Consider the following 25,136-nt stretch of genomic DNA (forward strand, 5'->3'; position numbering starts at 1 on the left):
GTCAGCGGTCGCGGCGGCGGTAGGCCAGGGTGGCGGCCACGACGCCCGCCAGGGCGCCGGCGCCGAGGACCGACGGGACGCCGATCTTGGCGGCCTTGCGGCCGGTGCGGAAGTCGCGGATCTCCCAGCCGCGCTTGCGGGCGGTCTCGCGCAGGCCCGAGTCCGGGTTCACCGCGACCGCCGTGCCGACGACCGACAGCATCGGCACGTCGTTCACCGAGTCCGAGTAGGCCGTGCACCGCCGCAGGTCCAGGCCCTCCTTGGCGGCCAGGGCGCGCACCGCGTGCGCCTTGGCCCGGCCGTGCAGCAGGTCGCCGACCAGCCGACCCGTGTAGACGCCGTCCGTGTGCTCCGACACCGTGCCGAGCGCGCCGGTCAGGCCCAACCGCCGGGCGATGATCTGCGCCAGCTCCACCGGCGTCGCGGTCACCAGCCACACCCGCTGACCGGCGTCCAGGTGCATCTGCGCCAGCGCCTGGGTGCCCGCCCAGATCCGGTCGGCCATCAGCTCGTCGTAGATCTCCTCGCCGAGCGAGATCAGCTCGGCCACCGTCCGACCGGCCACGAACGACAGCGCCTGCTCGCGCGACGCCGCCACGCTCTGCGGGTCCTCCCGGCCGCCGACCCGGAACTTGAGCTGCTGCCAGGCGAACCCGGCGAGGTCGGAGTTCTTGAAGTACTTGCGGGCCGCGAGCCCGCGGGCGAAGTGGAAGATGGACGCGCCCATCATCATGGTGTTGTCGACGTCGAAGAAGGCGGCGGCGGTGAGGTCGGTGGCCACGCTCCCGACCGGCCCGACCGTCAGCGCGGCCTCGGCCGACGCCTCACCGGCCAGCGCGGCGAGCCTCTCCCGTTCGGCCGAACCCTCCACCACACGCCTTCTCACCACGTCAGCGCCTCCCGAGGTCCGATGGGGACAGGGTAGCGATCAGCCGCCGAGGCCGGGCAGCGGCAACGGGGGCAGGGTCAACGTGGGCAGCGGCAGCAGCGGGCTCGTCGTCGTGGTGGTCGGCGCGGGTGGCGGGGTCGTGGGCTGCGCCGACGTCGGCACGCCGGCCGGCGCGCTGGTGGCGCCCGGGACCTCACGGGTGGTGGTGGGCGCGACGGCGGTGGTCGTGGGCGCCGGGAGCGGCGGTTGACCGCTCTCCGGCGCGGGGTTCGGGACGACCGGCTGCGCCGCGCACCCGTCCTCGGCGGGCAGCGGCCCGACCTGGTCGACCTGCCCCGACGTCACGGTCCCGCAGTTCATCCGTCCGTGCAGCGCCGACGCGCGGTCGGCGATCCGCTCCAGCAGGTCCAGCGACGTGCCCGCCCGCTCGGCGGCCTCGGCGGGCAGCGCCGCCCGCAGCCCGGTCAGCCGGGCGGCGTGCGCGGTGGCCCAGTCGCGGAGGTCTTCGAGGGCGCGCCGGTCGGAGTTCGACCCGACGGCGGTCAGCACGCGGGAACCGGCGGCGGCGTCCGCGTCGAAGTCGGCCAGCGCGGTCAGGTAGCCACCGAGCGGCCCGCCGCCGGACTCGCGGTACCGGTCGACCATGGTCTCCAGCTCGGCGACGCGCGCGGCGGCGAACTCCAGCCGCTTCTGGCCCTTCGACTCCTCGTCGAAGGTGAGGCCGAGCGAGGCGGTCTCGGCGGTGCGCTTGACGCCGTACAGCGCGTCACCCGGCAGGGCGTCCCGGCTGAGCAGCAGGCTCATCCCGGTCAGCGAGAACAGCAGGCACAGCGCGGCGGCGAGCGCGACCGCTAATCGCGCCCGGGCGCCGCTGCGGCGCTCCCGCCCGGGCCGGTCGAGGTCGAGCCCGGTCGGCGGCGGTTCGGCCACCGCGCCCAGCACCCTGGCCCGCATCCGCGCGCGGGCGGCCTCGTCGGGGCCCGACGTGACTGCGGCTTCCCGCAGCAGCGCCACCACCGCCAGCTCGTCGGCGAGGTCCGCGAAGTCGTCGGGGCCGTCACCGACGGGTTCGGGGTGCGCGTCGACCGCGCGGGCGAACTGCTCGCGCTGCCTGTGCCGCCATAGCGGCGTGATCCCCTTGCCTACCATCCCGCGTGGCCAACCATCCCGCACTGTCTGGAGCGTCCCTGCCCCGAACAACGAACCGGGTGGTCCCGGGGTTACGCGCGGGGCGCGTGGTGCAACGGTGATCTCACCGCAACCACGTGGGCAGCAGCTGGGCCAACCGGCGCACCGCTCGGTGCTGCAGGGCCTTGATCGCGCCCTCGTTGCGCCCCATCCTCGCGGCCGTCTCCGCCACGGACAACCCCTGGATGAACCTCAGGGTGATGCATTCGCGCTGGTCTTCACCCAGCTGGGCGACGCATCGCAGCAGCTCGGCGTTGGTCGCGTCGGTCAGCACCTCCTGCTCGGGACCGTCCGCGACCTCGCGGTTGTCGGCCAGCTCGGCCGTCGTGACCTCCAGCCGGTAGCGGCTGGACTTCACGTGGTCGAAGACGATGTTGCGCGCGATCGTGACGAACCAGGCGCCGACGTCGCGGCCCTGGTAGCTGATCGACCCGATGCTGCGCAGCGCGCGCAGGAACGTCTCGCTGGTGACGTCCTCGGCCAGCGTGCGGTCGCCGACCCGGAAGAGCACGTACCGGTACACCACGTCGACGTACCGGTCGTAAAGCGCGCCGAACGCGTCCGTGTCGCCGCCCTGAGCGGCGCGGACCAGGTTCCACGGCTCCTCGGCCGCGTTGCTCTCCACGTTCTCGATCGTGCTGGACTGCCCTCCCGCGCTCCACCTGGACCGGAGCGTCCGGACGGTTCGGACGGAGTTCTCGCGTGCCCGTGCGGTCATCGGCTCGCGGCACCTCCACAGGGTCGCCGTGCCGGCAGCATACGTGTTGTTACTCCGTAGTAGGTAGCGGCAAGTGGTCTCGAACCTGCCACGCGGGCGGAGGCACTGCGTGACGCCACCCGCGCGTGACAGACTGCGCTGAGGTCCGCTGTGGTTCACCAGGAGGTCGACGTTGACCGCTTCCGCAAGCAACATCTCCGACCTGGTTCGCGCCTCCGCGCACCGTGGACCCAAGCACGTCGCACTGGTGGATGTCACTGCCCCCGGTGCAGCCGGGGCCGACTGCACCTGGGCCGAGTTCGACGCCGCCGTGGACGGCGAGGCGCACCGGCTGGTCGCCGCGGGCGTGCGACCGGGCGACCGGGTCGTCGTGCGGCTGCCCACCGGCCTCCCGTTCTGCGTCGCCGTGTTCGGGGTGCTGCGCGCGGGCGGCGTGCTGGTGCCCGCCGGTCCCGGCCAGCCGGGCCGCGAGCTCCGGAAGCTGGTCTCGGACAGCGGCGCGAAGCTGCTCGTCGGCGACCGCGGCGACGTGGACGTCGAGGCGCTGCCCGCGCCGGGCCTGGAGCCGGGCGAGGAGTTCACCGCCATCGGCTCCGGCGAGGACCTGGCCGTGCTCGGCTACACCTCCGGCACGTCCGGCTCGCCGCGCGGCGCGATGCTGTCGCACCGGGCGCTGCTGGCCAACGTCGCGCAGTGCGCGTCCCTGCGGCCCGCGCCGGTCACCGCGGGGGACCGGGTGCTGCTGGCGCTGCCGCTGTTCCACGTCTACGGCCTCGGCCCCGGCCTGTTCCAGGTGGCGGGCGCGGGCGCGACGGCCGTGCTGCTGGAGCGGTTCGACCCGGACCAGGCGCTGACCGCGATCCGCGAGCACCGGGTGACCACGCTGGTCGGCGTGCCGCCGATGTACGCGGCGATCCTGGCCCAGCCGGTCGACCGGCTCCGCGACGACCTGGCCACGGTCCGCCTGTTCACCTCCGGCGCCGCGCCGCTCGCGCCCGGCCTGCTCGACGCCATGCGCGACGCCGTCGGCCTGCCGGTCTACGAGGGCTACGGGCTGACCGAGACCGGCCCGGTGCTGACCACGACGCTGGCGGGCGGCGCGCCCAAGGCCGGTTCGGTCGGCCGCGCGCTGCCGGGCGTGGAGGTGCGGCTGGTCGACACCGACGGCCGGCCGCTGGACCAGGACGAGGACGAGCCGGGCACCGGCCTGGTCGCGGCCAGGGGCGACAACCTGTTCGACGGCTACTGGCCGGACGGCGCGCACGGCCCGGACGCCGAGGGCTGGTTCCGCACCGGCGACGTCGGCTACCTCGACGCCGACGGCGACCTGCACCTGGTCGACCGGGCGGGCGACCTGATCATCGTCAACGGCTTCAACGTCTACCCGCACGAGGTCGAGCACGTGGTGGCCGAGCTGGCCGGGGTGGCCGAGGCGGCGGCGGTCGGCGTGCCGGACGAGCGGACCGGCGAGTCGGTCAAGGTGGTGATCGTGGCGGACGAGGGCGCCCGCCTGACCGAGGACGCGGTGAAGGACCACTGCGCGGCCCGGCTGGCGAAGTTCAAGGTGCCGACCGTGGTCGAGTTCGCCACGACCCTGCCGCACTCGCCGACCGGCAAGCTGGCGCGGGCCCGGCTGCGGCTGCCCCTAGCCTGAGCACCGTGAGCCACCACGTCACCTTGATGAGCCGGGTCGACTGCCACGCCTGCGAGCAGGCCCGCGCCGACCTGGAGCGGATCTGCGGCGAGCTGGGCGTCCCCTGGGACGTGCGGGACGTCGACGCCGACCGCGAGCTGCGCGCCGAGTACGGGGACCGGGTGCCGGTGATCCTGGTCGACGGCGAGGAGCACGGCTACTGGTCGGTCGAGGAGGACCGGTTGCGCGCGGCCCTGCGCTGAGGGCCGATTACCGCGCGCTTACGGTTTCGGCGAACCGGATGGCTCCTGGTGTCGAATCAACACCATGAAGCGCTCGACCGCCGCCCTCGTCGGCACCCTCGGCGTGGCCGCCGCGCTCGCGGCCGGTCACCTCGTCGCGGGGGTGGTGGGGCCGTCGGCCTCGCCGTTCCTCGCGGTGGGCAACACCGCGATCGACTTCACGCCGAGCCCCTTGAAGGACTTCGCGGTCCGCACGTTCGGCACCTACGACAAGCTCGTGCTGCTGCTCGGCATGGCGGTGGTGCTGCTGGTCGCGGCGGTGGTCGCGGGCCTGCTGTCCCGGCGTTCACCGCTGCCCGGCACGGTGCTCGCGACCGTGCTGGGCCTCTTGGGCGTCGCCGCCGTGCTGTACCGGCCCGACCTGGGTCAGCTGGGCGTCCTCGCGCCGGTCGCGAGCCTGGTCGTGGGCGTGGTGGTGTTCCGCCGGCTGCACGCCGAGGCGTCCCGGCCCGCCGAGACCGCCGACGGCCGCCGCGCGTTCCTCATCGCCTCCGGCGCGACGGCGGTCGGCGCGGGGCTCGCGGGACTGGTCGGCCAGTTCGCGGGCGGCCGCGTGGACGTCGAGGCGTCCCGCCGGGCTGTCGGCGAGCTCAAGCCGACGACCCCGGCCCCGGCCGTCCCGCCGGGCGCGGACTTCGCCGCCGAGGGCACGCCCGCCTTCATCACGCCGAACGAGGACTTCTACCGGATCGACACGGCGCTGAGCGTGCCGCGGGTCCGGGCCGAGGACTGGGTGCTGCGGGTGCACGGCATGGTCGACCGCGAGCTGAACCTCCGCTACGACGACCTGCGGCGGCGTGACCTGGTGGAGCGGACCGTGACGATGGTCTGCGTGTCCAACGAGGTGGGCGGGCCGTACATCTCCACCGCCAACTTCGTCGGCGTGCCGCTGCGGGAGGTCCTGCTGGAGGCGGGCGTCCGGGAGGGCGCGGACCAGCTGTTCTCCACCAGCGCCGACGGCTGGACCGCCGGCTCGCCGGTCGACGTCGTGCTGGAGGAGGACCGGGGCGCGCTGATCGCGCTCGCGATGAACGGCGAGCCGCTGCCGCTGGAGCACGGCTTCCCGGCCCGCCTGGTGGTGCCCGGCCTCTACGGCTACGTCTCGGCCACGAAGTGGGTGGTCGACCTGGAGCTGACCACGTTCGAGGCGAAGCGCGGCTACTGGCTGGACCGCGGCTGGGCGCGGCGGGCGCCGGTGAAGGTGATGTCCCGGATCGACCGCCCCGAGGGCCTGTCCACGGTGCCCGGCAAGGTCGTCGCCACCGGTGTGGCGTGGGCCCAGCCGACCGGCATCGCGAAGGTGGAGGTCCGGGTCGACAACGGCCCGTGGCGGACCGCGACGCTCGCCGAGGACGTGAACGGCTCGACGTGGCGGATGTGGCGGATCGAGCTGGACCTCCCGTCCGGCGGTCACACGATCGAGTCACGCGCCACCGACAAGGCCGGCTCCACCCAGCCGCAGGCCCGGCTGGCCCCCGTCCCGGACGGCGCGACCGGCTGGCACTCCATCTTCTTCACCGTTGCCTAGATCACTCGAAAAAGGGCGAACCGGATCCGGGGCCACTTCGAACGCCTCAGTGACCACCAAGTCCACCGAGGAGTGATCCCAGTGCGGAACCGCAAGCTCGCCACCGCTGCCGCCATCGCTGCCGCCACGCTCTCCCTCGCCGCCTGCGGTGGGATGGACCCCGCGTCCTCCGGGTCCGGCAGCACCAGCACCACGACCGCCGCCACCACCACCGAGTCGATGGCCGCGTCCGACGGCATGACGACGACGGCCGACGTGTTCGGCCCCGGCTGCGCCCAGGTGCCCACCGACCCGTCGGACAAGGGCTCGCTGGAGGGGATGGCCACCGACCCGGTCGCCACCGCCGCGTCCAACAACCCGCTGCTGACCAAGCTCGTCGCGGCGGTCGGCGCGGCCGGGCTCGGCGACACGCTGAACACCCAGAAGGCGATCACGGTGTTCGCGCCCTACGACGGCGCGTTCGCCGAGCTGGGCGACGCGAAGTTCAACGAACTCGCAGGGCAGCCCGCCGTCCTCGGCGACATCCTGAAGTACCACGTGGTCGGCGAGCGCTACGACGCCGCGGCCCTGGAGTCCGCCGGCACGGTCGACACCCTGCTCGGCGAGGAGCTGACCATCGCGGGTTCCGGCGACTCGATGACCGTCAACGGCGCCCCGGTCCTGTGCGGCAACATCCCCACCGCCAACGCCACCGTGTTCGTGATCGGCAAGGTCCTCACCCCGCCCGCCGCCTGAGGCGGACCCCGACGTGGTGGGAGTGGCGCGGCGGATCGCGCCACTCCCACCGCCCATCACCCGATGGTGGGCGGCGTCCCCGCGCCCACGCGTTCGTCAACTTTGTGCATGCGTTCACAAGCGGTACGGTGGACGCATCACTCCGCTGGTGGCGGTACCCGGCGGGTCAGTGCGACGGATGTCGAGGAGTTCCAGCGTGGCGGCTCAGCGGGGCGAGGGTGACGGTGTCGTGACCCGCCCAGGAGACACCGCCCCCGCCGACGTCCGGGAGCGGGCGCGCGCGATCCCCGAGGCGGCGGTCGCGCGGCTGGCGGTCTACCTCCGGGTGCTCTCGGGCATGGCCGAGCAGGGCGTGACGACCATCTCCAGCGAGGAGCTGGCCGGCGCCGCGGGCGTCAACTCGGCCAAGCTCCGCAAGGACCTGTCCTACATCGGCTCGTACGGCACCAGGGGCGTCGGCTACGACGTCGAGGTGCTGGTGAGCCACATCGAGCGCATCCTCGGCCTCACCCGCAAGCACTCGGTGGCGGTCGTCGGGATCGGTAATCTTGGTCACGCGCTGGCCAACTACGGCGGCTTCCCCAGCCGGGGCTTCCCGGTCGCCGCGCTGTTCGACATCGACGACGACCTGACGGGAGTGCCGGTAGGCGGCATCCCGGTCAACCACATCGACGACATCACGACCGTCTGCGCCGAGCGCGAGGTCTCGATCGGCGTCATCGCGACACCGCCGCAGGCAGCTCAGGCCGTCTGCGACCGTTTGGTATCCGCCGGAGTCCAGTGCATCCTGAACTTCGCACCCGTCGTGCTCCAAGTGCCGGACTACGTCGAGGTGCGCAAGGTCGACCTGGCGGTCGAGATGCAGATCCTGTCGTTCCACGTCGCGCGACGGGCTGACGAGGCCGCCGGTGACGTCGTCAACGGCATCGGTGTGGACGGGGTGGTGATTCGCCCGTGATCGTGCGGGTAGTGCGTCGGTCGGTGGTGCGCGCATGAGCGTGCTCGTCGTCGGCCTGTCCCACCGGACCACCCCCGTCCCCGTGCTGGAGCGCGTCGCGGTCGCCGACGCCGACCGCGGCAAGGTCCTCGACCAGCTGCTGACGGCGCCGAGCGTGTCCGAGGCCGTGCTGCTGTCGACCTGCAACCGGGTCGAGGTGTACGCGGTCGTCGAGACGTTCCACGGCGGCGTGAACGAGGTCGTCGAGGTGCTGGCCCGCCAGGCCGGGGCCGAGCCCGCCGACCTGTTCGAACACCTGTACGTCCACTACGCGGGCGCCGCGGTCGAGCACCTGTTCTCCGTCGCGGGCGGCCTGGACTCGATGGTGGTCGGCGAGGCCCAGATCCTCGGCCAGCTGCGCAACGCCTACAACGCCGCCGACGACCGGGGCGTCGTCGGCCGCTCGCTGCACGAGCTGGTCCAGCACGCCCTGCGGGTCGGCAAGCGCGTGCACACCGAGACCGACATCGACCACGCCGGCGCGTCCGTCGTCTCCGAAGCCCTCGGCGACGCGGCCACCGCGCTCGGCGGCCTCGACGGCCGCAAGGCCGTGATCGTCGGCGCGGGCTCCATGGGCGGCCTGGCCGCCGCCCACCTGCGCCGCGCGGGCATCGGCGAGGTCGTCATCGCCAACCGCACCCCGGCCAACGGCGAGCGCCTGGCCACGGCCCTGCGCGCGGACGGCGTCGAGGCCACCTCCACCGGCCTCGACGCGCTGACCGCCGAGATCGCCGGGGCGGACGTGCTGTTCGCCTGCACCGGCTCGGTCGGCACCGTCGTCGGCGCCGAGCACATCGGCGACCGCGCCCCGGACCGGCCGCTGGTCGTCTGCGACCTCGGCCTGCCCAAGGACGTCGACCCGGCCGCGACGCTGCTCGACGGCGTCCGCGTGGTCGACCTGGAGACCCTTCAGCGCAGGCTGTCCGACGCCCCGACCGGGCAGGGCACGCTGCGCGCGGCGGAGATCGTGGCCGAGGAGGTCCGCGCCTACCTGGCCGGGCAGCGCTCGGCCGAGGTCACCCCCACGGTGACGGCGCTGCGCAAGCGCGCCGCCGAAGTGGTGGACGCCGAGCTGCTGCGGCTGGACTCGCGGCTGCCCGAGCTGGACGGCGCGGTCCGCGACGAGCTGGCCAAGACCGTGCGCCGGGTGGTGGACAAGCTCCTGCACACCCCCACCGTGCGGGTGAAGGAGCTGGCCGCGGCGCCGGGCGGCGCGGGCTACGCCGAGGCGCTGCGCGAGCTGTTCGGGCTCGACCCGCAGGCGCCGACCGCCGTCAGCACCCCCCATTCGACGCAACCCAAAGGTGAGAAGCGGTGAACCGCACCCTGAGGATCGGCACCCGCGGCAGCGCCCTCGCGCTCGCGCAGACCGGCCACGTGGCCGACGCGCTGCGCGCGGCAGGCGCGGACGTGGAGATCGTCACGATCTCCACCCCCGGTGACCGCTCGTCCGCACCCATCGCCGAGATCGGCATCGGGGTGTTCACCTCGGCGCTGCGCGACGCGCTCGCGAACAACGAGATCGACGTCGCCGTGCACTCGTACAAGGACCTGCCGACGGCGCGCGACCCGCGCCTGTCGCTGGCCGCCGTCCCGCCCCGCGAGGACCCGCGCGACGCGCTCGTCGCCCGCGACGGGCTGACCCTGGGCGAGCTGCCGACCGGCTCGAAGGTGGGCACCGGCTCACCGCGCCGCGCCGCGCAGCTCGAAGCCCTCGGCCTGGGCATCGAGGTCGTCCCCCTGCGGGGCAACGTCGACACCCGCATCCGCAAGGTCGCCGACGGTGAGCTGGACGCCGTCGTGCTGGCCCGCGCGGGCATCAGCCGCCTCGGCCGTGCCGCCGAGATCACCGAGACCTTGGAGCCGATCCAGATGCTCCCCGCGCCCGCGCAGGGCGCCCTCGCAGTGGAGTGCCGGGTCGACGACGTCGACGCCGAACACCTCCTCCAGTCCACTCTGGACGACTCGGCCAGCAGGGCCGCTGTCACCGCCGAGCGCGCCCTCCTGGCCGCGCTCGAAGCAGGTTGCAGCGCGCCGGTCGGCGCACTGGCCGATGTGGTGGAAGACCTCGCCGAAGACGCAGCCGACGGGTCGACGCAAGTCGTTCTCCGCCTGTCCCTGCGCGGGGTCATGGCGACGGAGGACGGCGACCTCCTCCGTGCGTCCGCCACCGGTGACTTGACCGCAGCAGAGGAACTCGGCCGCGCGCTGGCCGCCGAGTTGCTCGACCTCTCCGGCCACGCCACCGCGTCGCCGGCGGGGCGTAGTTGATGGGGAGTGCCCTGATGACCCGCGCACGCAAGACCCCCGGCCGAGTCGCGTTCGTCGGCTCAGGTCCGGGCGACACCGGGCTGCTCACGGTCCGGGCCCGCGACCTGCTCCACAAGGCGGAGCTCGTGGTCACGGACCCCGACGTCCCGGCCGAGGTGGTGGCGCTGGTGCCCGACGGCGTCGAGGTGCGACCCGCCGTGGGCGACCCCGCCGACGTGGCGAAGGACCTGGTCGCCGAGGCGAAGAACGGCCACGCCGTGGTCCGCCTGGTGGCGGGCGACCCGCTGACCCTGGACTCCGTGGTCAAGGAGGCCCAAGCGGTCTCCAAGACCACGATCGCCTTCGACGTGGTGCCCGGCGTCCCCGCCGGCACCGCCGTGCCCGCCTACGCGGGCGTCGCCCTGGGCGCCGTCCACACCGAAGCCGACGTCCGGGGCGCGGTCGACTGGTCCGGCCTCGCCGCCGCACCGGGGACCCTCGTCCTGCACGCCACCGGCGGCCACCTGGCCGAAGCCGCCTCCTCCCTGGTGGAGAACGGCGTCGCGCCGCAGACCCCGGTGGCCGTGACCTGCGACGGGACCGGCTTCGGCCAGCGCACCGTCGACACCACCCTGGCCTCCCTCGCCGCCGACGCCGGCGACCTGGGCGGCCCCCTGGTCGTCACCGTCGGCCAGTCGGTGGCCGGCCGCACCAAGCTCTCCTGGTGGGAGTCGCGCGCCCTGTACGGCTGGCGCGTCCTCGTCCCCCGCACCAAGGAGCAGGCCGGCGCGATGAGCGACCGCCTGCACTCCCACGGCGCGATCCCGGTCGAGGTCCCGACCATCTCGGTCGAGCCGCCGCGCAGCCCCGCCCAGATGGAGCGCTCGGTGAAGGGCCTGGTCGACGGCCGCTACCAGTGGGTCGTCTTCACCTCCACCAACGCCGTCCGCGCGGTCTGGGAGAAGTTCCGCGAGTTCGGCCTGGACGCCCGCGCGTTCTCCGGCGTGAAGATCGCCTGCGTCGGCGAGTCCACCGCCGCCAAGGTCCGCAGCTTCGGCATCATCCCGGAACTGGTGCCGTCCGGCGAGCAGTCGTCCGAGGGCCTCCTCGCCGACTTCCCGCCCTACGACGACATCCTCGACCCGGTGGACCGCGTCCTGCTCCCACGGGCCGACATCGCCACCGAGACCCTGGCGGCCGGCCTCCGGGAACGCGGCTGGGAGATCGACGACGTCACCGCCTACCGCACCGTCCGCGCCGCCCCGCCGCCCGCCGACACCCGGGAGATGATCAAGTCGGGCGGCTTCGACGCCGTCTGCTTCACCTCCTCCTCCACCGTCCGCAACCTGGTGGGCATCGCGGGCAAGCCCCACGCCCGCACCCTGGTCGCGTGCATCGGCCCGCAGACCGCCGAAACCGCCCGCGAGTTCGGCCTGCGCGTCGACGTCCAGCCGGAGGACGCCAACGTCCCCGCCCTGGTCGACGCCCTGGCCCAGCACGCCGCCCGCCTGCGCGCGGAAGGCGCCCTCCCACCCCCGCGCAAGACCAAGCGCCTCCGCCGGTCTTGACGACCGACAGGCCCTCGGCGGAACAGCCGGCGGCCGACGAGGCTTGATTTGACATGGGTTCGAGTGCCATAGGCTGGTCGAAGCCGGCAGGCTTGGCGGGACGCTCTTCCCCGCCGGGCCTGCCGGCTTTGGCCTGCCTGGGGTGCTCGTAAGGGCCCCATGTCAAATCAAGCCGGACCTGCCCCAACCCCGAACACCAACCCTGAACACCAGCACCAACCCCGAACACCGGCACCAGACCCGAACACCAGCACCAACAGGGAGTACCCCGCAGTGTTCCCAACCCACCGCCCCCGCCGCCTGCGCACCACCCCGGCCATGCGCCGCCTGGTCAGCGAAACCACCGTGCGCCCCCGCCAACTGGTGCTGCCCATGTTCGTCAAGGAGGGCGCCGAGGCGCCGACCGAGATCAAGAGCATGCCGGGCGTCCTCCAGCACACCCGCGAGTCGCTGCGCAAAGCCGCCGTGGAGGCGGTCCAGGCGGGCGTCGGCGGGATCATGCTGTTCGGCGTTCCCGCCGAGCGGGACGCGGTCGGCTCCGGCGCGACGGACCCGGACGGCATCCTCAACGCCGCCCTGCGCGACCTGCGCCAGGAACTGGGCGACGCCACCGTCCTCATGTCGGACTGCTGCCTGGACGAGTTCACCGACCACGGGCACTGCGGCGTGCTCACCCCCGACGGCACCGTGGACAACGACGCCACGCTGGAGGTCTACGGCGAGATGGCCGTCGCCCAGGCGCAGGCCGGCGCGCACGTCGTCGGCCCCAGCGGCATGATGGACGGCCAGATCGGGTTCATCCGCGCCGCCCTGGACGAGGCCGGGCACACCGACACCGGCGTCCTCGCCTACAGCGCCAAGTACAGCTCCGCCCTCTACGGCCCGTTCCGCGAGGCGGTCGAGTCGCAGCTCCAGGGCGACCGCAAGACCTACCAGCAGGACCCGGCCAACGCCCGCGAAGCGCTCCGCGAGGTCGCCCTCGACCTCGCCGAGGGCGCCGACATGGTGATGGTCAAGCCCGCCCTGCCCTACCTGGACGTCGTCAAGGCCGTCGCCGAGATGTCCGACGTCCCGGTCGCGGCGTACCAGATCTCCGGCGAGTACGCGATGGTCGAGGCCGCCGCCCGCAACGGCTGGATCGACCGCGAGCGGACCGTCCTGGAAATGCTCACGTCGATCCGCCGCGCCGGCGCGGACGTCGTCCTGACCTACTGGGCCGTCGAAGCCGCCTCCTGGTTGGACCGCGAATGACCACCCCGGGACCGACCCCACCCAAGACCACCAAGACCCCCAAGCCCACCCCGCCCAAGCTGGTCGACCTGGCCCGCTGGCTGTTCATCGTCAGCGCCCTGGTAGGCGTGGCCAGGTTCCTGGTGCAGCTGTCCGACCGCGAGATGCTGATCCGCGAGCTGCGGACCCGGCAGCCGACCCTCGGCCAGGACGACCTGGACGCCGCCGCGACCGGCGGCATCGTGTTCGGCCTGGTCCTGGCGTCCGGCCTGGTCCTGGTCTACGCCCTGCTGGCGAACCGGATGGCGGCCGGTCGGAACTGGGCGCGGGTCGTGCTGACCGTGCTCGCGGTCGGCGGCATCTTCCTCGGCCTGGTGCGGCTGATCGCCGCCGGCTCCGGCTTCGCGGCCGCGTTCGGCTTCGCCGTGAGCGGCGTCGACCTGGCCTTCGGCTCGGTCACGATGCTGATCGACGGGGTGGCCGTCGCGCTGATGTACCAGCGTTCGGTTTCCGGGTACTTCAGATCAGTGCAGCCGGTCAGGGGAACGCCACGGCAGGTAGCTAACGGATTGTGATTTCCGGTCGACCGGAAGCCACCGCCCTCCTACGGTCCGTCACATGACCAATCCGAACGACCCTTACAACCACCCCCAGCAGCCCGGCTACCCGCCGCAGGCCCCGCCGCTGAGCGACAGCGAGCTGCGCCGCCCCGACCGGCCGAAGTCGGTCGACACCGCGTACCTGCTGTGGCTGATCTCGGCGGGCGTCAGCATCGTGGCGAACCTCATCGGCTTCGCCACCGCCGAGGCCGTGGCGCGGGAGACGCTGGAGGCGATGAACCTCGACACGTCGGCGGCGGCGTCGGTCCAGCCGAGCTACGGCTCCCTGATCTTCAGCCTCGTCCTGTCCGTGGTGTGGATCCTGGTCGTCATGCAGATGCGCAAGGGCGCCAACTGGGCCCGCATCCTGCTGACCGTGCTGGGCGCCCTCTCCGTCATCGCCGGCCTGCTCGGCCTGCTGGCCCTCGGCGTGATGTTCTCCATCGGCTTCCTGGGCGCGATCCAGGCCCTGCTGGGCCTGGTGCAGCTCGCGATCACCATCGCCGCGATCGTGTTCATGTTCAAGTCCGACTCGAACCGCTACTTCAAGGCCAGCTGACCACGAGGTCACAGGTGTGCTGTCCGCTGCCTGTCGCGGTGGACAGCACGCCTCGGGCGGCCCTAGCGTTCTCAATCGTGACAACCCCACATGATCCGGACAACCGGCCGCCGTACGTCCCGCCACCGCCCCCGCTCAGCGAGTCCGAGCTGAACTTCGGCAACCAGGGCGGGTACGCCCAGCCCGTCGGACCGGCGCCGAAGCAGCTCCAGATCTCCTTCTGGCTGTGGATCGCGGGCGCGGCCCTGCTCGTGCTGTCCTCCGTGCTGATCCTCACCGAGCGCGAGGAGGCCATCAAGGCCGCTCGCGACGCCGGCGGCACCCAGGGCCTCACCGAGGAGCAGTTCGTCACCACGGTGACCGCGACGCTCGCGGTGCTCGTGACCATCGGCGTCGTCCTGGCCGCCCTGATGGCGTTCTTCGCGTTCAAGGCGCGCGCTGGTCGCAACTGGGCGCGGGTCTCGCTGACGGTGCTCGGCGCGTTGATCTTCCTCTTCCAGATGCTCGCGGTGTCGCAGCTAGGCCTGCTGATCATGCTGGCCGTGGCCGCCGCCGTCGTGACGCTGTACCTGCCCGCCTCGAAGCAGTACTTCGACTCGGTCAAGCGCGCCGGATGACCGTGCAGCCGCCTCCCGTGGTGCGCGGCGCGGTCAGCGTGTGGTTCGCCCTCAGCGCGTTCCTCGTGCTGGAGAACGTGGTGCGGTGGCTGCGCCGGGACGAGTTCGAGCAAGCCGCCGCCCGTGCGGGTGACGACCCGGCTGCGGTCGTCAGCCTGCTGACGCAGCTGACCGTCGTCGCGGTCGGGTTCGCGATCGGTTACGGCCTGTTCGGCTGGTTGCTGCGGCGCGGGACGCGGTGGGCGCGCGGCGTGCTCACCGGGGTGAGCGTGCTGCACGTGCTGTGGATCGTGCTGCCGGGCGCCAGTGCGGTGAACGTGGTCACCCTCCTGCTGATCGCCGTGGGCTTGTCGCTCACGTGGCTGCCCGCCACCGCGCGCTGGGTGAGGTCGATGGCATGACCGAGGACAGAGACCCCACCCCGAACCCCCCGCCTCACTCCTACCCCCCGCCTCACTCCTACCCCCCTCCTCACTCCTACCCCCCTCCTTCTCCCTACCCTCCGCCTCACTCCTACCCTCCGCCCCACCTCGGCCCCTACCCCGGCCAGATGCGCAACGTCGACCAGTTCACCACCGCACTCGTCCGCCCGACCACCGTCGTCGTCTCGTTCGCCCTCTGGGTGCTCGCCGCGCTGTCGTGGCCGGTCGGCACCCTGGTGCGGTCGCTGGCCGAGGGCGACCCGCTGATCGGCTTCGGCACGATCATGGCCCTGTTCGCCGGCACGTGCCTGGCCATCGGCGGCACCTGGGCCGCGTTCCTCCTCCTGGGCGGCAGCTACCACGCACGCCTCGGCCTGTGCGGCGGCTCGCTGGTCATCGGCGTGCTCGCCCTGGCCGCCGCGATCGTCGCGGCCCGGGACGGCGACACCGAGCCGCTGTCGTGGGTGGTGATCGTGCTGCGACTGGCGCTGCCCGCCGCCGCGACCGTCGCCTGCTTCCTGCCGGGCACGCGGCAGTTCTTCTCCGGGAACCACGGCTAGTGGACCAGCCCACCCTCTACGCCGAGCCCGGCGCGTCCTGGTGGCCGCTGCTCTGGGGCCCGGTGTTCGCCGCGCTCGGCCTGCTGGTCGAGGTGGTGACCGGCTCCACCCGGCCGCTGCTGTGGCTCGTCGTCGCCGTCGTCCTGCTCCTGCCCACGGTGCTCTGGGTGCAGGGCCGCCGCCGCCTCTACGCCGTGCGCCTGACCCCCGTCGCCCTGCACCAGGGCCGGGAGGAGCTGCCGATCCGGGACGTCGGGGACGTCGAGGGCGTCGAGCCGCGGTCCGGTGCCAAGGTGCTGGGCGGCGGCTGGTCGCTGCCCCGCGGCACGGAGCCGCTGCCCCTCCGCCTCACCGACGGCACGGTGGTGCTGGGCTGGGCGCACGACGCCGACGCCCTCCGGGCCGAGGTGGCGAAGCTGCTGGCCGCCCGCCGCTCCGGGCCCCACCCGCCCCCGGCATGAGAAGCTGACCGGCGTGACTGCGGCCACCGCCGACGCCGGAACCGTCCCGGACCCCGAGCCGGAACCCGACGCCCCCCAGCTCCACCAGCCGAAACGCGCGCTCATCGCGATCGGCGAGGTGGTGCTCATCGCGCTCCTCGTCCCGGCCGCCGTCTGGTGCTGGAACCGGGGCGTCCTGCACTACAGCTACCCCGTGCCCGACCGCCCGCCCCTGGAGTCGACCCGGTTCAAGGGCAACTGGATCGGCGCGTCCGTCGGCCTCGTCACGATCGCGGGCGTCCTGCTGCTCGACGCGCTGCGCCAGACCCTGCTCGCGGTGCGCACCCGTGGTCGGGAGCAGGTCGGAGAACCCGACGTGTGAGACTGGACCCCGTGACAGCGACGCGATCCCAGGCACTGTTCGAGCGCGCGGCGGCGGTGATCCCCGGTGGCGTGAACTCCCCGGTCCGGGCCTTCCACTCGGTCGGCGGCACGCCCAGGTTCATGGTCCGCGGCGAGGGTCCGCACCTGTGGGACGCCGACGGCAACCGCTACGTCGACCTGGTGTCGTCGTGGGGCCCGATGATCCTCGGGCACGCGCACCCCGACGTGGTCGAGGCCGTCCGCGCGGCGGCCGTGCGCGGCCTGTCCTTCGGCACGCCCACCGAGGGCGAGGTCGAACTGGCCGAGGAGATCATCGACCGGGTCGCGCCGGTGCACCAGGTCCGCCTGGTCAACTCCGGCACCGAGGCCACGATGAGCGCGATCCGGCTGGCCCGCGGCTTCACCGGTCGCCGCAAGGTCGTCAAGTTCGCCGGCTGCTACCACGGCCACGTGGACGCGCTGCTCGCGCAGGCGGGCTCCGGCGTCGCCACGCTGGGCCTGCCCACCTCGCCCGGGGTCACCGGCGCGCAGGCGGCCGACACCCTGGTGCTGCCGTACAACGACGTCGAAGCCGTCAAGCGGGCCTTCGCCGAGAACCCGGGCGAGATCGCCTGCGTGATCACCGAGGCCGCGGCGGGCAACATGGGCGCGGTGCCGCCCAAGCACAACGCCGAGCTGAAGGAGCTCTGCCGGGCCGACGGCGCGCTGCTGGTCATGGACGAGGTGATGACCGGCTTCCGGGTCTCCCGCGCCGGCTGGTACGGCCTGGAGAACGTCGAGGGCGACCTGTACACGTTCGGCAAGGTCATGTCCGGCGGCCTGCCCGCGGCGGCGTTCGGCGGCCGGACCGACGTGATGTCGAAGCTCGCCCCGTCCGGCCCGGTCTACCAGGCCGGCACGCTGTCCGGGAACCCGGTCGCGGTGGCCGCGGGCCTGGCCACGCTGCGCGCCGCGACCGACGACGTCTACCGCACCCTCGACGCCAACGCCACCCGCCTGGGCGCGCTGTTCACCGCCGCGCTCACCGAGGCGGGCGTGGAGCACCGGGTCCAGTTCGCGGGCAACCTGGTCAGCGTGTTCTTCACCGACAGCGAGGTCACCGACTACGCGGGGGCGCAGGCCGCGCTGACGTGGCGCTTCCCGCCGTTCTTCCACGCGCTGCTCGAACGCGGCGTGTACGCGCCGCCGAGCGCCTACGAGGCGTGGTTCGTCAACGCCGCCATGACCGACGACGACTTCCAGGTCATCGCCGACGCCCTCCCGCACGCCGCCCGCGCCGCCGCGGCCGCCACCGAGGGGGGCGCCAAGTGAGCCGCACGGTCGTCCACCTGCTGCGGCACGGTGAGGTGCACAACCCGACGGGCATCCTCTACGGCAGGCTGCCGGGGTTCAAGCTGTCCGAGCGCGGCCAGAAGCAGGCGCTGACCGTGGCCGAGCACCTGGCCGACCACGACATCGCGCACGTCGTCGCGTCACCGCTGGACCGGGCGCAGCAGACCGCGTCGCCGATCGCCGACTCGCACCGGCTGGAGCTGGCCACCGACGAGCGGCTGATCGAGGCGGACAACCAGTTCGAGGGCCTGAAGGTGGCCGTCGGCGACGGCGCGCTGCGCTCGCCCAAGCACTGGCCGAAGCTGGTCAACCCGTTCCGGCCGTCCTGGGGCGAGCCGTACCTGGCGATCGCGCACCGGATGCTCGGCGCGGTGCAGCGGGCCCGGACCGAGGCCGAGGGCCACGAGGCCGTGTGCGTGTCCCACCAGCTGCCGATCTGGACGCTGCGGCGGTTCCTGGAGGGCAAGCGGATGTGGCACGACCCGCGTCGCCGCGAGTGCTCGCTGGCCTCGTTGACGAGCCTGGTGTTCGAGGGGGAGCGGCTGGTGCGGGTGGTCTACACCGAGCCGGTCGGCGCGACGAACCCGCGGGTGACCGGGGCATGAGGGTCCGGCGGGCGCTGGTCGCCCTGACGACGTCGCTGCTGGTCGCGGGGGTCACGGCGTGCACGTCCGGTGACGACGCGGTGGTGGCCGGGTCCGAGTTCCAGCTCGTCGCGCCCAACGGCGAGACGCGGCTGCGCTACGACGGGGACGAGCGCAAGAGCGTCGAGGGGCTGTCCGGGCCGAGCCTGATGGAGGACGGCAAGACCGTCTCCCTGGACGACTACGCGGGCAAGGTCGTGATCGTCAACATCTGGGGCGCGTGGTGCGGTCCGTGCCGGACCGAGGCCCCCGAGCTGCAGAAGGTGCAGGACGAGACCGGTCCGCTCGGCGTGCAGGTGCTGGGCGTCAACGTCAAGGAGACGTCCACCGAGTCGCCGCGCGACTTCATGGCCAACCGGGACCTGTCCTACCCGTCGATCTACGACGAGTCCGGGCGGGCGATGCTGGCGTTCCGCGGCGTGCCGCCCAACGCCGTGCCGTCCACGTTCGTGCTGGACAAGCAGCACCGGGTGGCGGCGGCGTTCCTCGGCGCGGTGATCGCCACCGACCTGGTCCCGCTGGTCAGGGAGCTGGCCGCCGAGTCCTGACGACTCACCGCAGCTCGGGCACCTTCGCCTTGAACGCCTCGACCATCGCGTCCCGCCCGACCAGGTTGAACTCCCGGCCCAGCGTGCGCATGATCGAGTCCGAGGTGGGCCGGTAGAGGCCGTACCGGTGGTACCGGGCGCCCTCGAACGCGCCGACCACGCCGCCGTCCGGCGACGGCTGCCCCAGGTAGGCCGCCCACTTGGCCCCGGTCGGGTCCGCGGTGACGTTGACCTCGGTCGGCTCCTGGCCGCTGTACCGGTCGTACGGGTAGTCGTACTCGTCGGCCAGCTTGCCGATCGAGTGGCCCAGCTCGTGCACCGCGATCTGCCCGGCCTGGTCGTTCGCGCCCGCGGCGGTCGCCACGCCACCGCCCGCGCCGCCGTACTTGGCCGTGTTGCCGAGCGCGATGACCTGGTCGGCCTGCGGCGCGAGCGCGCCGAACTGGCCGGCCTTGGTCTGGTTCACGCACAGCAGCCGCTCGGTCTGGGTGTCCCGGCCCTGGCACCAGAAGCCCATGTCCAGGGCGGTGTCGCGGTCGGTGCCCAGGCTCGGGTCGTTGTCCACACCGGACTGGTTCGACACCACGTCGACCTGCCAGACGTTGAAGTACTGGCGGTAGGACCTGAACGGCTCCACGTTGGACAGCTCGGTCCACTTGCTGACCACGTGCGAGTGGTAGGCGCCCAGCTCGGCCGCCGTGTAGCCGTCACCGACGAAGACCAGGTCGAACCGCTGGTCCGGCGCGCCCGTCTCCTGGATGGGCACCACCTCGGCGACGACCTCGGCGGCCGCGGCCCTGGTCTGCGCGGCGACCGGGACCTCCGTCCGGGAGATCGTCCCGTCGGGCGAGAAGACCTCCATCAGCTCCACGTCCGGGGCGGCGGGTTCCGCGGCGCCGCCGGGCAGGGGAGCGGCGACGACGGCGAAGGCAACGGCCAGCACGGTCAAGGTGAACCGGTGTGCGCGCATGACGTCACGCTATGAAGTTGCCCGCTGACCCACAAGGGTTGATGGTCGCGTTTAAACATTCACTGGATCGGGTACTACACCACCTGCGCCCGACCTCGGTGGCACGGCCCCGGCGAAGGTGTGACCTGGATCGCCCATAAGGGATACCGGTGCACGGCGTCAAGTGGCGGATACCTACCCTGGACCCGTGAACCCGACCGATCTGGCCACCTCCGGCCCGATCCTGCTCGCGACCGGGGTGGCGGTGCTGGCCGGGGCGATCTCCTTCGCCTCGCCGTGCGTGGTCCCGCTGGTGCCCGGCTACCTGGCGTACCTCGCGGGGCTGGTCGGCGCGGAGGCGCCCGCGGTCCAGGAGGGCGAGGCCCGCAAGACCGGCCGCTGGCGGGTCGCCGGCGCGGCGCTGCTGTTCGTCCTCGGCTTCACGGTCGTGTTCGCGCTGACCTCGTTCGTGGTGCTCGGGCTGACCGACCTGTTCTGGTTCCAGGGCGACCTGCTCCAGCGCATCGGCGGCGTCATCACGATCGCCATGGGGCTGGTGTTCATCGGCCTGGTGCCCGCCCTCCAGCGCGACGTCCGCGTGCACCGCACGCCCAACGCCGGCCTGCTCGGCGCGCCCCTGCTCGGCGGCGTGTTCGCGCTCGGCTGGACGCCGTGCCTCGGCCCGACGCTGATGGGCGTGATGGCGCTGGCCCGCAGCACCGAGGTCGGCTCGGTCACCGCCCGCGGCGCGGTGCTGGTGCTCGCCTACTGCCTCGGCCTCGGCGTGCCGTTCATCCTCATCGCGCTCGGCGCGCGCTGGGCGGTCCGCACGACCGGCTGGCTGCGCTCGCACGTCCGCCAGGTGCAGGTGTTCGGCGGCGTGCTGCTGATCGGCGTCGGCGTCGCCCTGGTCACCGGCCTGTGGGGCGAGTTCGTCGGCTGGCTGCGCGACGCCGTCATCAACGACCTAGAACTGCCGTTGTAGTGCGCGACGTCCTCGCCTTCCTGCGCAACACGTGGCGCGGCCTGACCGCCATGCGCACCGCGCTGACCCTGCTGTTCCTGCTCGCGCTCGGCGCGATGCCGGGCGCGCTGCTGCCGCAGCGTTCGCTGAACTCGCTGAAGGTCGACGAGTACATCGCCGAGCACGGTTGGTGGGGTCGGCTGCTGGACGAGCTGCAGTTCTACGACGTCTACGCCAGCTACTGGTTCTCCGCGGTCTACGTGCTGCTGTTCGTGTCCCTGGTCGGCTGCCTGCTGCCGCGCACCTGGGAGTACTTCAAGCAGATGCGGGCCAAGCCCGTGCTGACCCCGCGCAACCTGGCCCGGATGCCGCACCACGCGTCAGCCGGCACGACCGCGTCACCGCGAGCGGTCATCGAGCACGCCGAACAGCGGCTCAAGGGCTGGCGCACGGTCGTCCGCGAGGAGGCCGACGGCGCCCGCACGATCAGCGCCGAGCGCGGGTTCCTGCGCGAGACCGGCAACCTGGTGTTCCACTTCTCCCTGCTCGGCCTGCTGGTCGCGTTCGCGCTGGGCAAGATGTTCAGCTACGAGGGCCAGGTCATCGTGCCCGCCGCCGGCGGCCAGTTCTGCAACTCCGGCGTCTACAACTACGACACCTTCCGGCCGGGCCTGCGGGTCGACGGCACGCAGCTCAACCAGTTCTGCGTGCGGGTCAACGACTTCGACGCCACCTACCTGCACAACGGCCAGGCCGAGAGCTTCCACGCCGCCATCGAGTACCAGTCCGGCGCGGACCTGCGGACCGGCTCCTGGCGGCCGTTCCCGCTGGAGGTCAACAACCCGCTGCGCACCGCGGGCGACCGGCTCTACCTGCTCGGCCACGGCTACACCCCGCTGTTCACCGTCACCTTCCCCAACGGCGAGACGCGCACCGGCTCGACCCAGTGGCGGCCGGTCGACCAGCTCACGCTGGCCTCCGAGGGCGCGACCAAGTTCGACCCGCCGGACGTGCCGGACGCCGAGCAGCGCCGCAAGAGCCAGCTCGCCATCACCGGCCTGCTCGCGCCGACCGCCGTCTTCCAGGGCGAGCTGCTGGACTCGGCCTTCCCGGCGGCGAACGACCCGGCGGTGGCGATCGACGTCTACCGCGGCGACCTGGGCACCGACTCCGGGCGCGGCCAGTCGATCTTCTCCATCGACCGGCGGATGGTCGAGGACGGCAAGCTCAACAAGGTCGCCCGCGAGAACCTGAAGCAGGGCGAGGAGCTGACGCTGGACGACGGCACCGTCATCCGCTTCGACGGCGTCCGCGACTGGGTGTCGCTCCAGGTGTCCCACGACCCGACCCAGGTGTGGGTGCTGGCGTTCTCGGTGCTGGTCATCCTGGGTCTCGGCGTCTCGCTGAGCATCAAGCGCCGCCGCGTCTGGGTGCGGGCGACACCCCAGGAGGACGGGCGTACCGTTGTCGAGGTCGGCGGCCTCGCACGCACCGATCAGGCCGGGTACGGCGAGGAGTTCACGGTGCTCGCCCGTGACCTGACCACGTCCCGGGACCTGCTCGCGGACAAGGAGGAGGGCTGATGCCGGTCAACGCGACCCTGTCGACCTACAGCGACTGGACCTACGGCGCCGCCGTGGCGATCTACTTCTTCGCCGCGGTGCTGTACCTGTGCGAGGCGGCTTTCGCCCGGCCCGCGAAGGTCGAGCAGCAGGAGCTGGCCGCCGTCACCGGCGGCACCCGGGCCGACGGCACGTGGACACCGGGCCTGGTCACCAGGCCGGAGCGGTCCCGCGCCGAACGCCTCGGCCGGATGGGCGCGGCGCTGGCCGTGCTCGGCGCGCTGCTGCAGACCGCCTCGCTGGTGCTGCGGGGGATCGCGACCGAGCGCGCGCCGTGGGGCAACATGTACGAGTACGGCTCGCTGCTGACGCTCGCCGCCGTGGTGACCTGGCTGGTGCTGTCGCGCACGTTCCCGGTGCGCAAGCTCGGTGGTTTCGTGCTCGTGCCGATCGTCATCCTGATGTTCCTCGGCGGCACGGTCCTCTACGCCGACGCCGCGCCCGTGCAGCCCGCGCTCCAGTCGTACTGGCTCGTCGTGCACGTCTCGGTGATCTCGGTGTCCAGCGGCGTGCTCCTGGTGCCCGGCGTGGCCAGCGTCCTCTACCTGCTGAAGTCCTCGGACCGCGCCCGGTTCCGCAAGCTGCCCGATGCCGACGTGCTGGACCGGCTCGCCTACCGCAGCACGGTGTTCGCGTTCCCGCTGTTCACCATCGGCATCATCTGCGGCGCGATCTGGGCCGAGGCGGCGTGGGGCCGGTTCTGGGGCTGGGACCCGAAGGAGACCGTGGCGTTCGTCTCGTGGGTCGTCTACGCGGCGTACCTGCACGCGCGGGCGACCGCCGGCTGGCGCGGCAGGCCGGCCGCGTGGATCAACTCGCTCGGCTTCGCGCTGACGGTGTTCAACCTGTTCTTCATCAACCTCGTAACGACTGGGTTGCACTCGTACGCGGGCGTCGGCTGATCCCGTAGACCACAGAGGTCACGCGGTGTTCCCGACCTGTTCCAACGCTCGGGTGAGCTCACACCCAGTGTCGTGGAACCACTGGTCGCCGACTACCGTCGGACGCGTGGGGTCGGGGAGGTCTCGATCCGCTTCGCTCAGGGAGGACCCCAGCGGTGACCGGTCGCTACGAGAATCCTGAGCCGTCGTGGCAGCAGCCGACCGGAGCGGAGGGGCAGCAGCCGCCCAACCCGAACCAGTCGGGCGGCTACCAGGTCGAGCCGGGATCGGGTGCCCACTACGCAGAACCCCCGACCGTCTACCTGGACCCGTCGACGTCCGGCCCGGTGACCGGCCCGCCCTCGGGCGGCTTCCCCGCGCAGCCCCCCGGCCACCAATCCGGCTCCTACCCGGTCCAAGGCCACCAGTCCGGCTCCTACCCGGTCCAGGGCCAGCAGTCGGGCCCCTACCAGGTCTCCGGCAACCAGTCCGGCTCCTACCAGGTCTCCGGCGGCCAGTCCGGCCCGTACCCCGGCCCCAACCAGTCGGGCCGGCACCAGTACCCCGGCGGCTTCCCCAACAACTTCCCGCAGAGCGTCCAGCCCCAGCAGCAACAGCACCCGCAGTCCTCACCGCAGCGGGCCAACGCCAGCGACGTCTCCTCGCAGCAGCTGATCAAGCGCGCCAAGCGCCCACCGCAGTCCGGCTGGCGCAAGACCGTCCACTCGGTCACCGGTGGCCTGGTGAACCTGGGCGAGAGCCCCGCCGACATCCGCCGGCGCGAGCTGATCGGCCGGATCAACCAACCGCTGCGCGGCTGCTACAAGATCGCGATGCTGAGCCTCAAGGGCGGCGTCGGCAAGACCACCACGACGACCACGCTGGGCTCGACGTTCTCGTCGCTGCGCGGCGACCGGGTCATCGCCGTGGACGCCAACCCCGACCGGGGCACGCTGGCGCTGAAGGTGCCGAGGGAGACCACGGCCACCGTGCGGCACCTGCTGCGCGACGCCTCGAAGATCACCCGGTACAGCGACGTGCGCGCCTACACGTCGCAGTCGCCCAGCCGCCTCGAAGTGCTCGCGTCCGAGCAGGACCCGGCGGTGTCGGAGGCGTTCAGCGACCAGGACTACCTGCGCACGGTCGCGCTGCTGGAGCTGTTCTACAACATCGTGCTGACCGACTGCGGCACCGGCCTGATGCACTCGGCCATGAAGGGCGTGCTCGACCAGGCCGACTCGCTGGTGCTGGTCTCGTCCGGCTCGGTGGACGGCGCGCAGACGTCGGCGGCCACCCTGGACTGGCTGGACGCCCACGGCTACCGCGACCTGGTCGCGAAGTCCGTCGCCGTGATCAACTCGGTGCGGCCGGGCTCGGGCAAGGTCGACCTGGACAAGCTGGCCGCGCACTTCGCGCAGCGCTGCCGCGCCGTCGTCCGCATCCCGTTCGACACCCACCTGGAAGAGGGCGCCGAGATCGAGCTGGACAAGCTCGCCCCGGACACCAGGCTGGCGCTGCTGGAGCTGGCCGCCACCGTGGCGGACGACTTCCCGAACAACTAGCCCAGGACGGGGGGC

At 72.7% G+C, this 25,136-nt stretch carries 27 protein-coding genes; 23 read left to right on the top strand and 4 right to left on the bottom strand.

All coding sequences use genetic code 11. The annotated features are described in order from the left end of the window. Window position 1: 1 nt before the first annotated feature. The 3 genes from AB0F89_RS09335 to AB0F89_RS09345 all read right to left on the bottom strand — a co-directional run bounded on the left by AB0F89_RS09335 (window position 2) and on the right by AB0F89_RS09345 (window position 2,795). On the bottom strand, window positions 2-889 hold the full coding sequence (locus tag AB0F89_RS09335) for an HAD family hydrolase (RefSeq protein WP_367134586.1): 888 nt from the start codon (window positions 887-889) through the stop codon (window positions 2-4). Window positions 890-928: 39 nt separating this feature from the next. Then, entirely contained in the window at window positions 929-2,038 is a 1,110-nt protein-coding gene (locus tag AB0F89_RS09340) for a DUF5667 domain-containing protein (RefSeq protein ID WP_367134587.1), read from the bottom strand. A 103-nt stretch (window positions 2,039-2,141) separates the two neighbouring features. Continuing rightward, window positions 2,142-2,795, bottom strand: coding sequence for a sigma-70 family RNA polymerase sigma factor (locus AB0F89_RS09345; protein ID WP_367134588.1), 654 nt, complete (start codon window positions 2,793-2,795; stop codon window positions 2,142-2,144). A 172-nt stretch (window positions 2,796-2,967) separates the two neighbouring features. Here AB0F89_RS09345 and AB0F89_RS09350 point away from each other — a divergent pair, with 172 nt between their 5' ends. The 19 genes from AB0F89_RS09350 to AB0F89_RS09440 all read left to right on the top strand — a co-directional run bounded on the left by AB0F89_RS09350 (window position 2,968) and on the right by AB0F89_RS09440 (window position 19,143). Continuing rightward, on the top strand, window positions 2,968-4,449 hold the full coding sequence (locus AB0F89_RS09350; RefSeq protein WP_367134589.1) for an AMP-binding protein: 1,482 nt from the start codon (window positions 2,968-2,970) through the stop codon (window positions 4,447-4,449). 5 nt (window positions 4,450-4,454) lie between these two features. Beyond that, the gene (locus AB0F89_RS09355; RefSeq protein ID WP_201437781.1) at window positions 4,455-4,691 is read left to right on the top strand and encodes a glutaredoxin family protein; all 237 of its coding nucleotides are present in this window, start codon (window positions 4,455-4,457) and stop codon (window positions 4,689-4,691) included. 64 nt (window positions 4,692-4,755) lie between these two features. Further along, the gene (locus AB0F89_RS09360) at window positions 4,756-6,258 is read left to right on the top strand and encodes a molybdopterin-dependent oxidoreductase (protein WP_367134590.1); all 1,503 of its coding nucleotides are present in this window, start codon (window positions 4,756-4,758) and stop codon (window positions 6,256-6,258) included. 81 nt (window positions 6,259-6,339) lie between these two features. After that, complete coding sequence (locus AB0F89_RS09365) at window positions 6,340-6,993, top strand: fasciclin domain-containing protein (protein ID WP_367134591.1); 654 nt, start codon at window positions 6,340-6,342, stop codon at window positions 6,991-6,993. Between the two features lie 196 nt (window positions 6,994-7,189). Then, a complete protein-coding gene (locus tag AB0F89_RS09370; RefSeq protein WP_367134593.1) occupies window positions 7,190-7,951 on the top strand; it encodes a redox-sensing transcriptional repressor Rex in 762 nt (253 codons plus the stop codon). A 34-nt stretch (window positions 7,952-7,985) separates the two neighbouring features. Continuing rightward, window positions 7,986-9,308, top strand: a complete 1,323-nt coding sequence (locus AB0F89_RS09375; RefSeq protein WP_367134594.1) for a glutamyl-tRNA reductase — start codon at window positions 7,986-7,988, stop codon at window positions 9,306-9,308. Then, the gene (gene hemC, locus AB0F89_RS09380) at window positions 9,305-10,261 is read left to right on the top strand and encodes a hydroxymethylbilane synthase (protein ID WP_367134596.1); all 957 of its coding nucleotides are present in this window, start codon (window positions 9,305-9,307) and stop codon (window positions 10,259-10,261) included. The genes AB0F89_RS09375 and hemC overlap by 4 nt, the downstream gene beginning before the upstream one ends. Window positions 10,262-10,275: 14 nt before the next feature. Then, window positions 10,276-11,808: a uroporphyrinogen-III synthase gene (locus tag AB0F89_RS09385; protein WP_367134597.1), complete on the top strand. Its 1,533-nt coding sequence runs from the start codon at window positions 10,276-10,278 to the stop codon at window positions 11,806-11,808. A gap of 273 nt (window positions 11,809-12,081) precedes the next feature. Further along, window positions 12,082-13,059, top strand: a complete 978-nt coding sequence (gene hemB, locus AB0F89_RS09390) for a porphobilinogen synthase (RefSeq protein WP_367134598.1) — start codon at window positions 12,082-12,084, stop codon at window positions 13,057-13,059. Then, window positions 13,056-13,613 carry a hypothetical protein gene (locus tag AB0F89_RS09395; RefSeq protein ID WP_367134599.1) on the top strand — a complete coding sequence of 186 codons (558 nt, stop codon included), beginning with the start codon at window positions 13,056-13,058 and terminating at the stop codon, window positions 13,611-13,613. The genes hemB and AB0F89_RS09395 overlap by 4 nt, the downstream gene beginning before the upstream one ends. A 43-nt stretch (window positions 13,614-13,656) precedes the next feature. Beyond that, window positions 13,657-14,196: a hypothetical protein gene (locus AB0F89_RS09400; RefSeq protein WP_367134601.1), complete on the top strand. Its 540-nt coding sequence runs from the start codon at window positions 13,657-13,659 to the stop codon at window positions 14,194-14,196. 77 nt (window positions 14,197-14,273) lie between these two features. Continuing rightward, window positions 14,274-14,813, top strand: coding sequence for a hypothetical protein (locus tag AB0F89_RS09405; RefSeq protein WP_367134603.1), 540 nt, complete (start codon window positions 14,274-14,276; stop codon window positions 14,811-14,813). Further along, a complete protein-coding gene (locus tag AB0F89_RS09410) occupies window positions 14,810-15,214 on the top strand; it encodes a hypothetical protein (RefSeq protein ID WP_367134605.1) in 405 nt (134 codons plus the stop codon). Before AB0F89_RS09405 ends, AB0F89_RS09410 begins: the two co-directional genes overlap by 4 nt. Window positions 15,215-15,363: 149 nt before the next feature. Next, window positions 15,364-15,795 carry a hypothetical protein gene (locus AB0F89_RS09415; protein ID WP_367134607.1) on the top strand — a complete coding sequence of 144 codons (432 nt, stop codon included), beginning with the start codon at window positions 15,364-15,366 and terminating at the stop codon, window positions 15,793-15,795. Next, the gene (locus AB0F89_RS09420) at window positions 15,795-16,256 is read left to right on the top strand and encodes a DUF3093 family protein (protein WP_367134609.1); all 462 of its coding nucleotides are present in this window, start codon (window positions 15,795-15,797) and stop codon (window positions 16,254-16,256) included. Before AB0F89_RS09415 ends, AB0F89_RS09420 begins: the two co-directional genes overlap by 1 nt. A gap of 13 nt (window positions 16,257-16,269) precedes the next feature. Next, a complete protein-coding gene (locus AB0F89_RS09425) occupies window positions 16,270-16,617 on the top strand; it encodes a hypothetical protein (RefSeq protein ID WP_367134610.1) in 348 nt (115 codons plus the stop codon). Between the two features lie 11 nt (window positions 16,618-16,628). Further along, window positions 16,629-17,930: a glutamate-1-semialdehyde 2,1-aminomutase gene (gene hemL, locus AB0F89_RS09430; protein ID WP_367134611.1), complete on the top strand. Its 1,302-nt coding sequence runs from the start codon at window positions 16,629-16,631 to the stop codon at window positions 17,928-17,930. Then, entirely contained in the window at window positions 17,927-18,556 is a 630-nt protein-coding gene (locus tag AB0F89_RS09435; protein WP_367134613.1) for a histidine phosphatase family protein, read from the top strand. The genes hemL and AB0F89_RS09435 overlap by 4 nt, the downstream gene beginning before the upstream one ends. Continuing rightward, window positions 18,553-19,143 (top strand): TlpA disulfide reductase family protein, encoded by a 591-nt coding sequence (locus AB0F89_RS09440; RefSeq protein ID WP_367134615.1) that lies wholly within the window; start codon window positions 18,553-18,555, stop codon window positions 19,141-19,143. Before AB0F89_RS09435 ends, AB0F89_RS09440 begins: the two co-directional genes overlap by 4 nt. 4 nt (window positions 19,144-19,147) lie before the next feature. Here AB0F89_RS09440 and AB0F89_RS09445 read toward each other — a convergent pair whose 3' ends face one another. Then, window positions 19,148-20,113 carry a M64 family metallopeptidase gene (locus AB0F89_RS09445; protein WP_367134617.1) on the bottom strand — a complete coding sequence of 322 codons (966 nt, stop codon included), beginning with the start codon at window positions 20,111-20,113 and terminating at the stop codon, window positions 19,148-19,150. Between the two features lie 187 nt (window positions 20,114-20,300). Here AB0F89_RS09445 and AB0F89_RS09450 point away from each other — a divergent pair, with 187 nt between their 5' ends. The 4 genes from AB0F89_RS09450 (at window position 20,301) to AB0F89_RS09465 (ending at window position 25,121) form a co-directional block, all read left to right on the top strand. Then, window positions 20,301-21,077 carry a cytochrome c biogenesis CcdA family protein gene (locus tag AB0F89_RS09450; protein WP_367134619.1) on the top strand — a complete coding sequence of 259 codons (777 nt, stop codon included), beginning with the start codon at window positions 20,301-20,303 and terminating at the stop codon, window positions 21,075-21,077. 50 nt (window positions 21,078-21,127) lie between these two features. Beyond that, a complete protein-coding gene (locus AB0F89_RS09455) occupies window positions 21,128-22,639 on the top strand; it encodes a cytochrome c biogenesis protein ResB (protein WP_367138794.1) in 1,512 nt (503 codons plus the stop codon). Then, window positions 22,639-23,580: a c-type cytochrome biogenesis protein CcsB gene (gene ccsB, locus AB0F89_RS09460; RefSeq protein ID WP_367134620.1), complete on the top strand. Its 942-nt coding sequence runs from the start codon at window positions 22,639-22,641 to the stop codon at window positions 23,578-23,580. The genes AB0F89_RS09455 and ccsB overlap by 1 nt, the downstream gene beginning before the upstream one ends. A gap of 155 nt (window positions 23,581-23,735) precedes the next feature. Further along, a complete protein-coding gene (locus AB0F89_RS09465; protein WP_367134622.1) occupies window positions 23,736-25,121 on the top strand; it encodes an AAA family ATPase in 1,386 nt (461 codons plus the stop codon). Window positions 25,122-25,136: the final 15 nt, after the last annotated feature.

This window comes from Saccharothrix sp. HUAS TT1 (genome assembly GCF_040744945.1).
GTDB lineage: Bacteria > Actinomycetota > Actinomycetes > Mycobacteriales > Pseudonocardiaceae > Actinosynnema.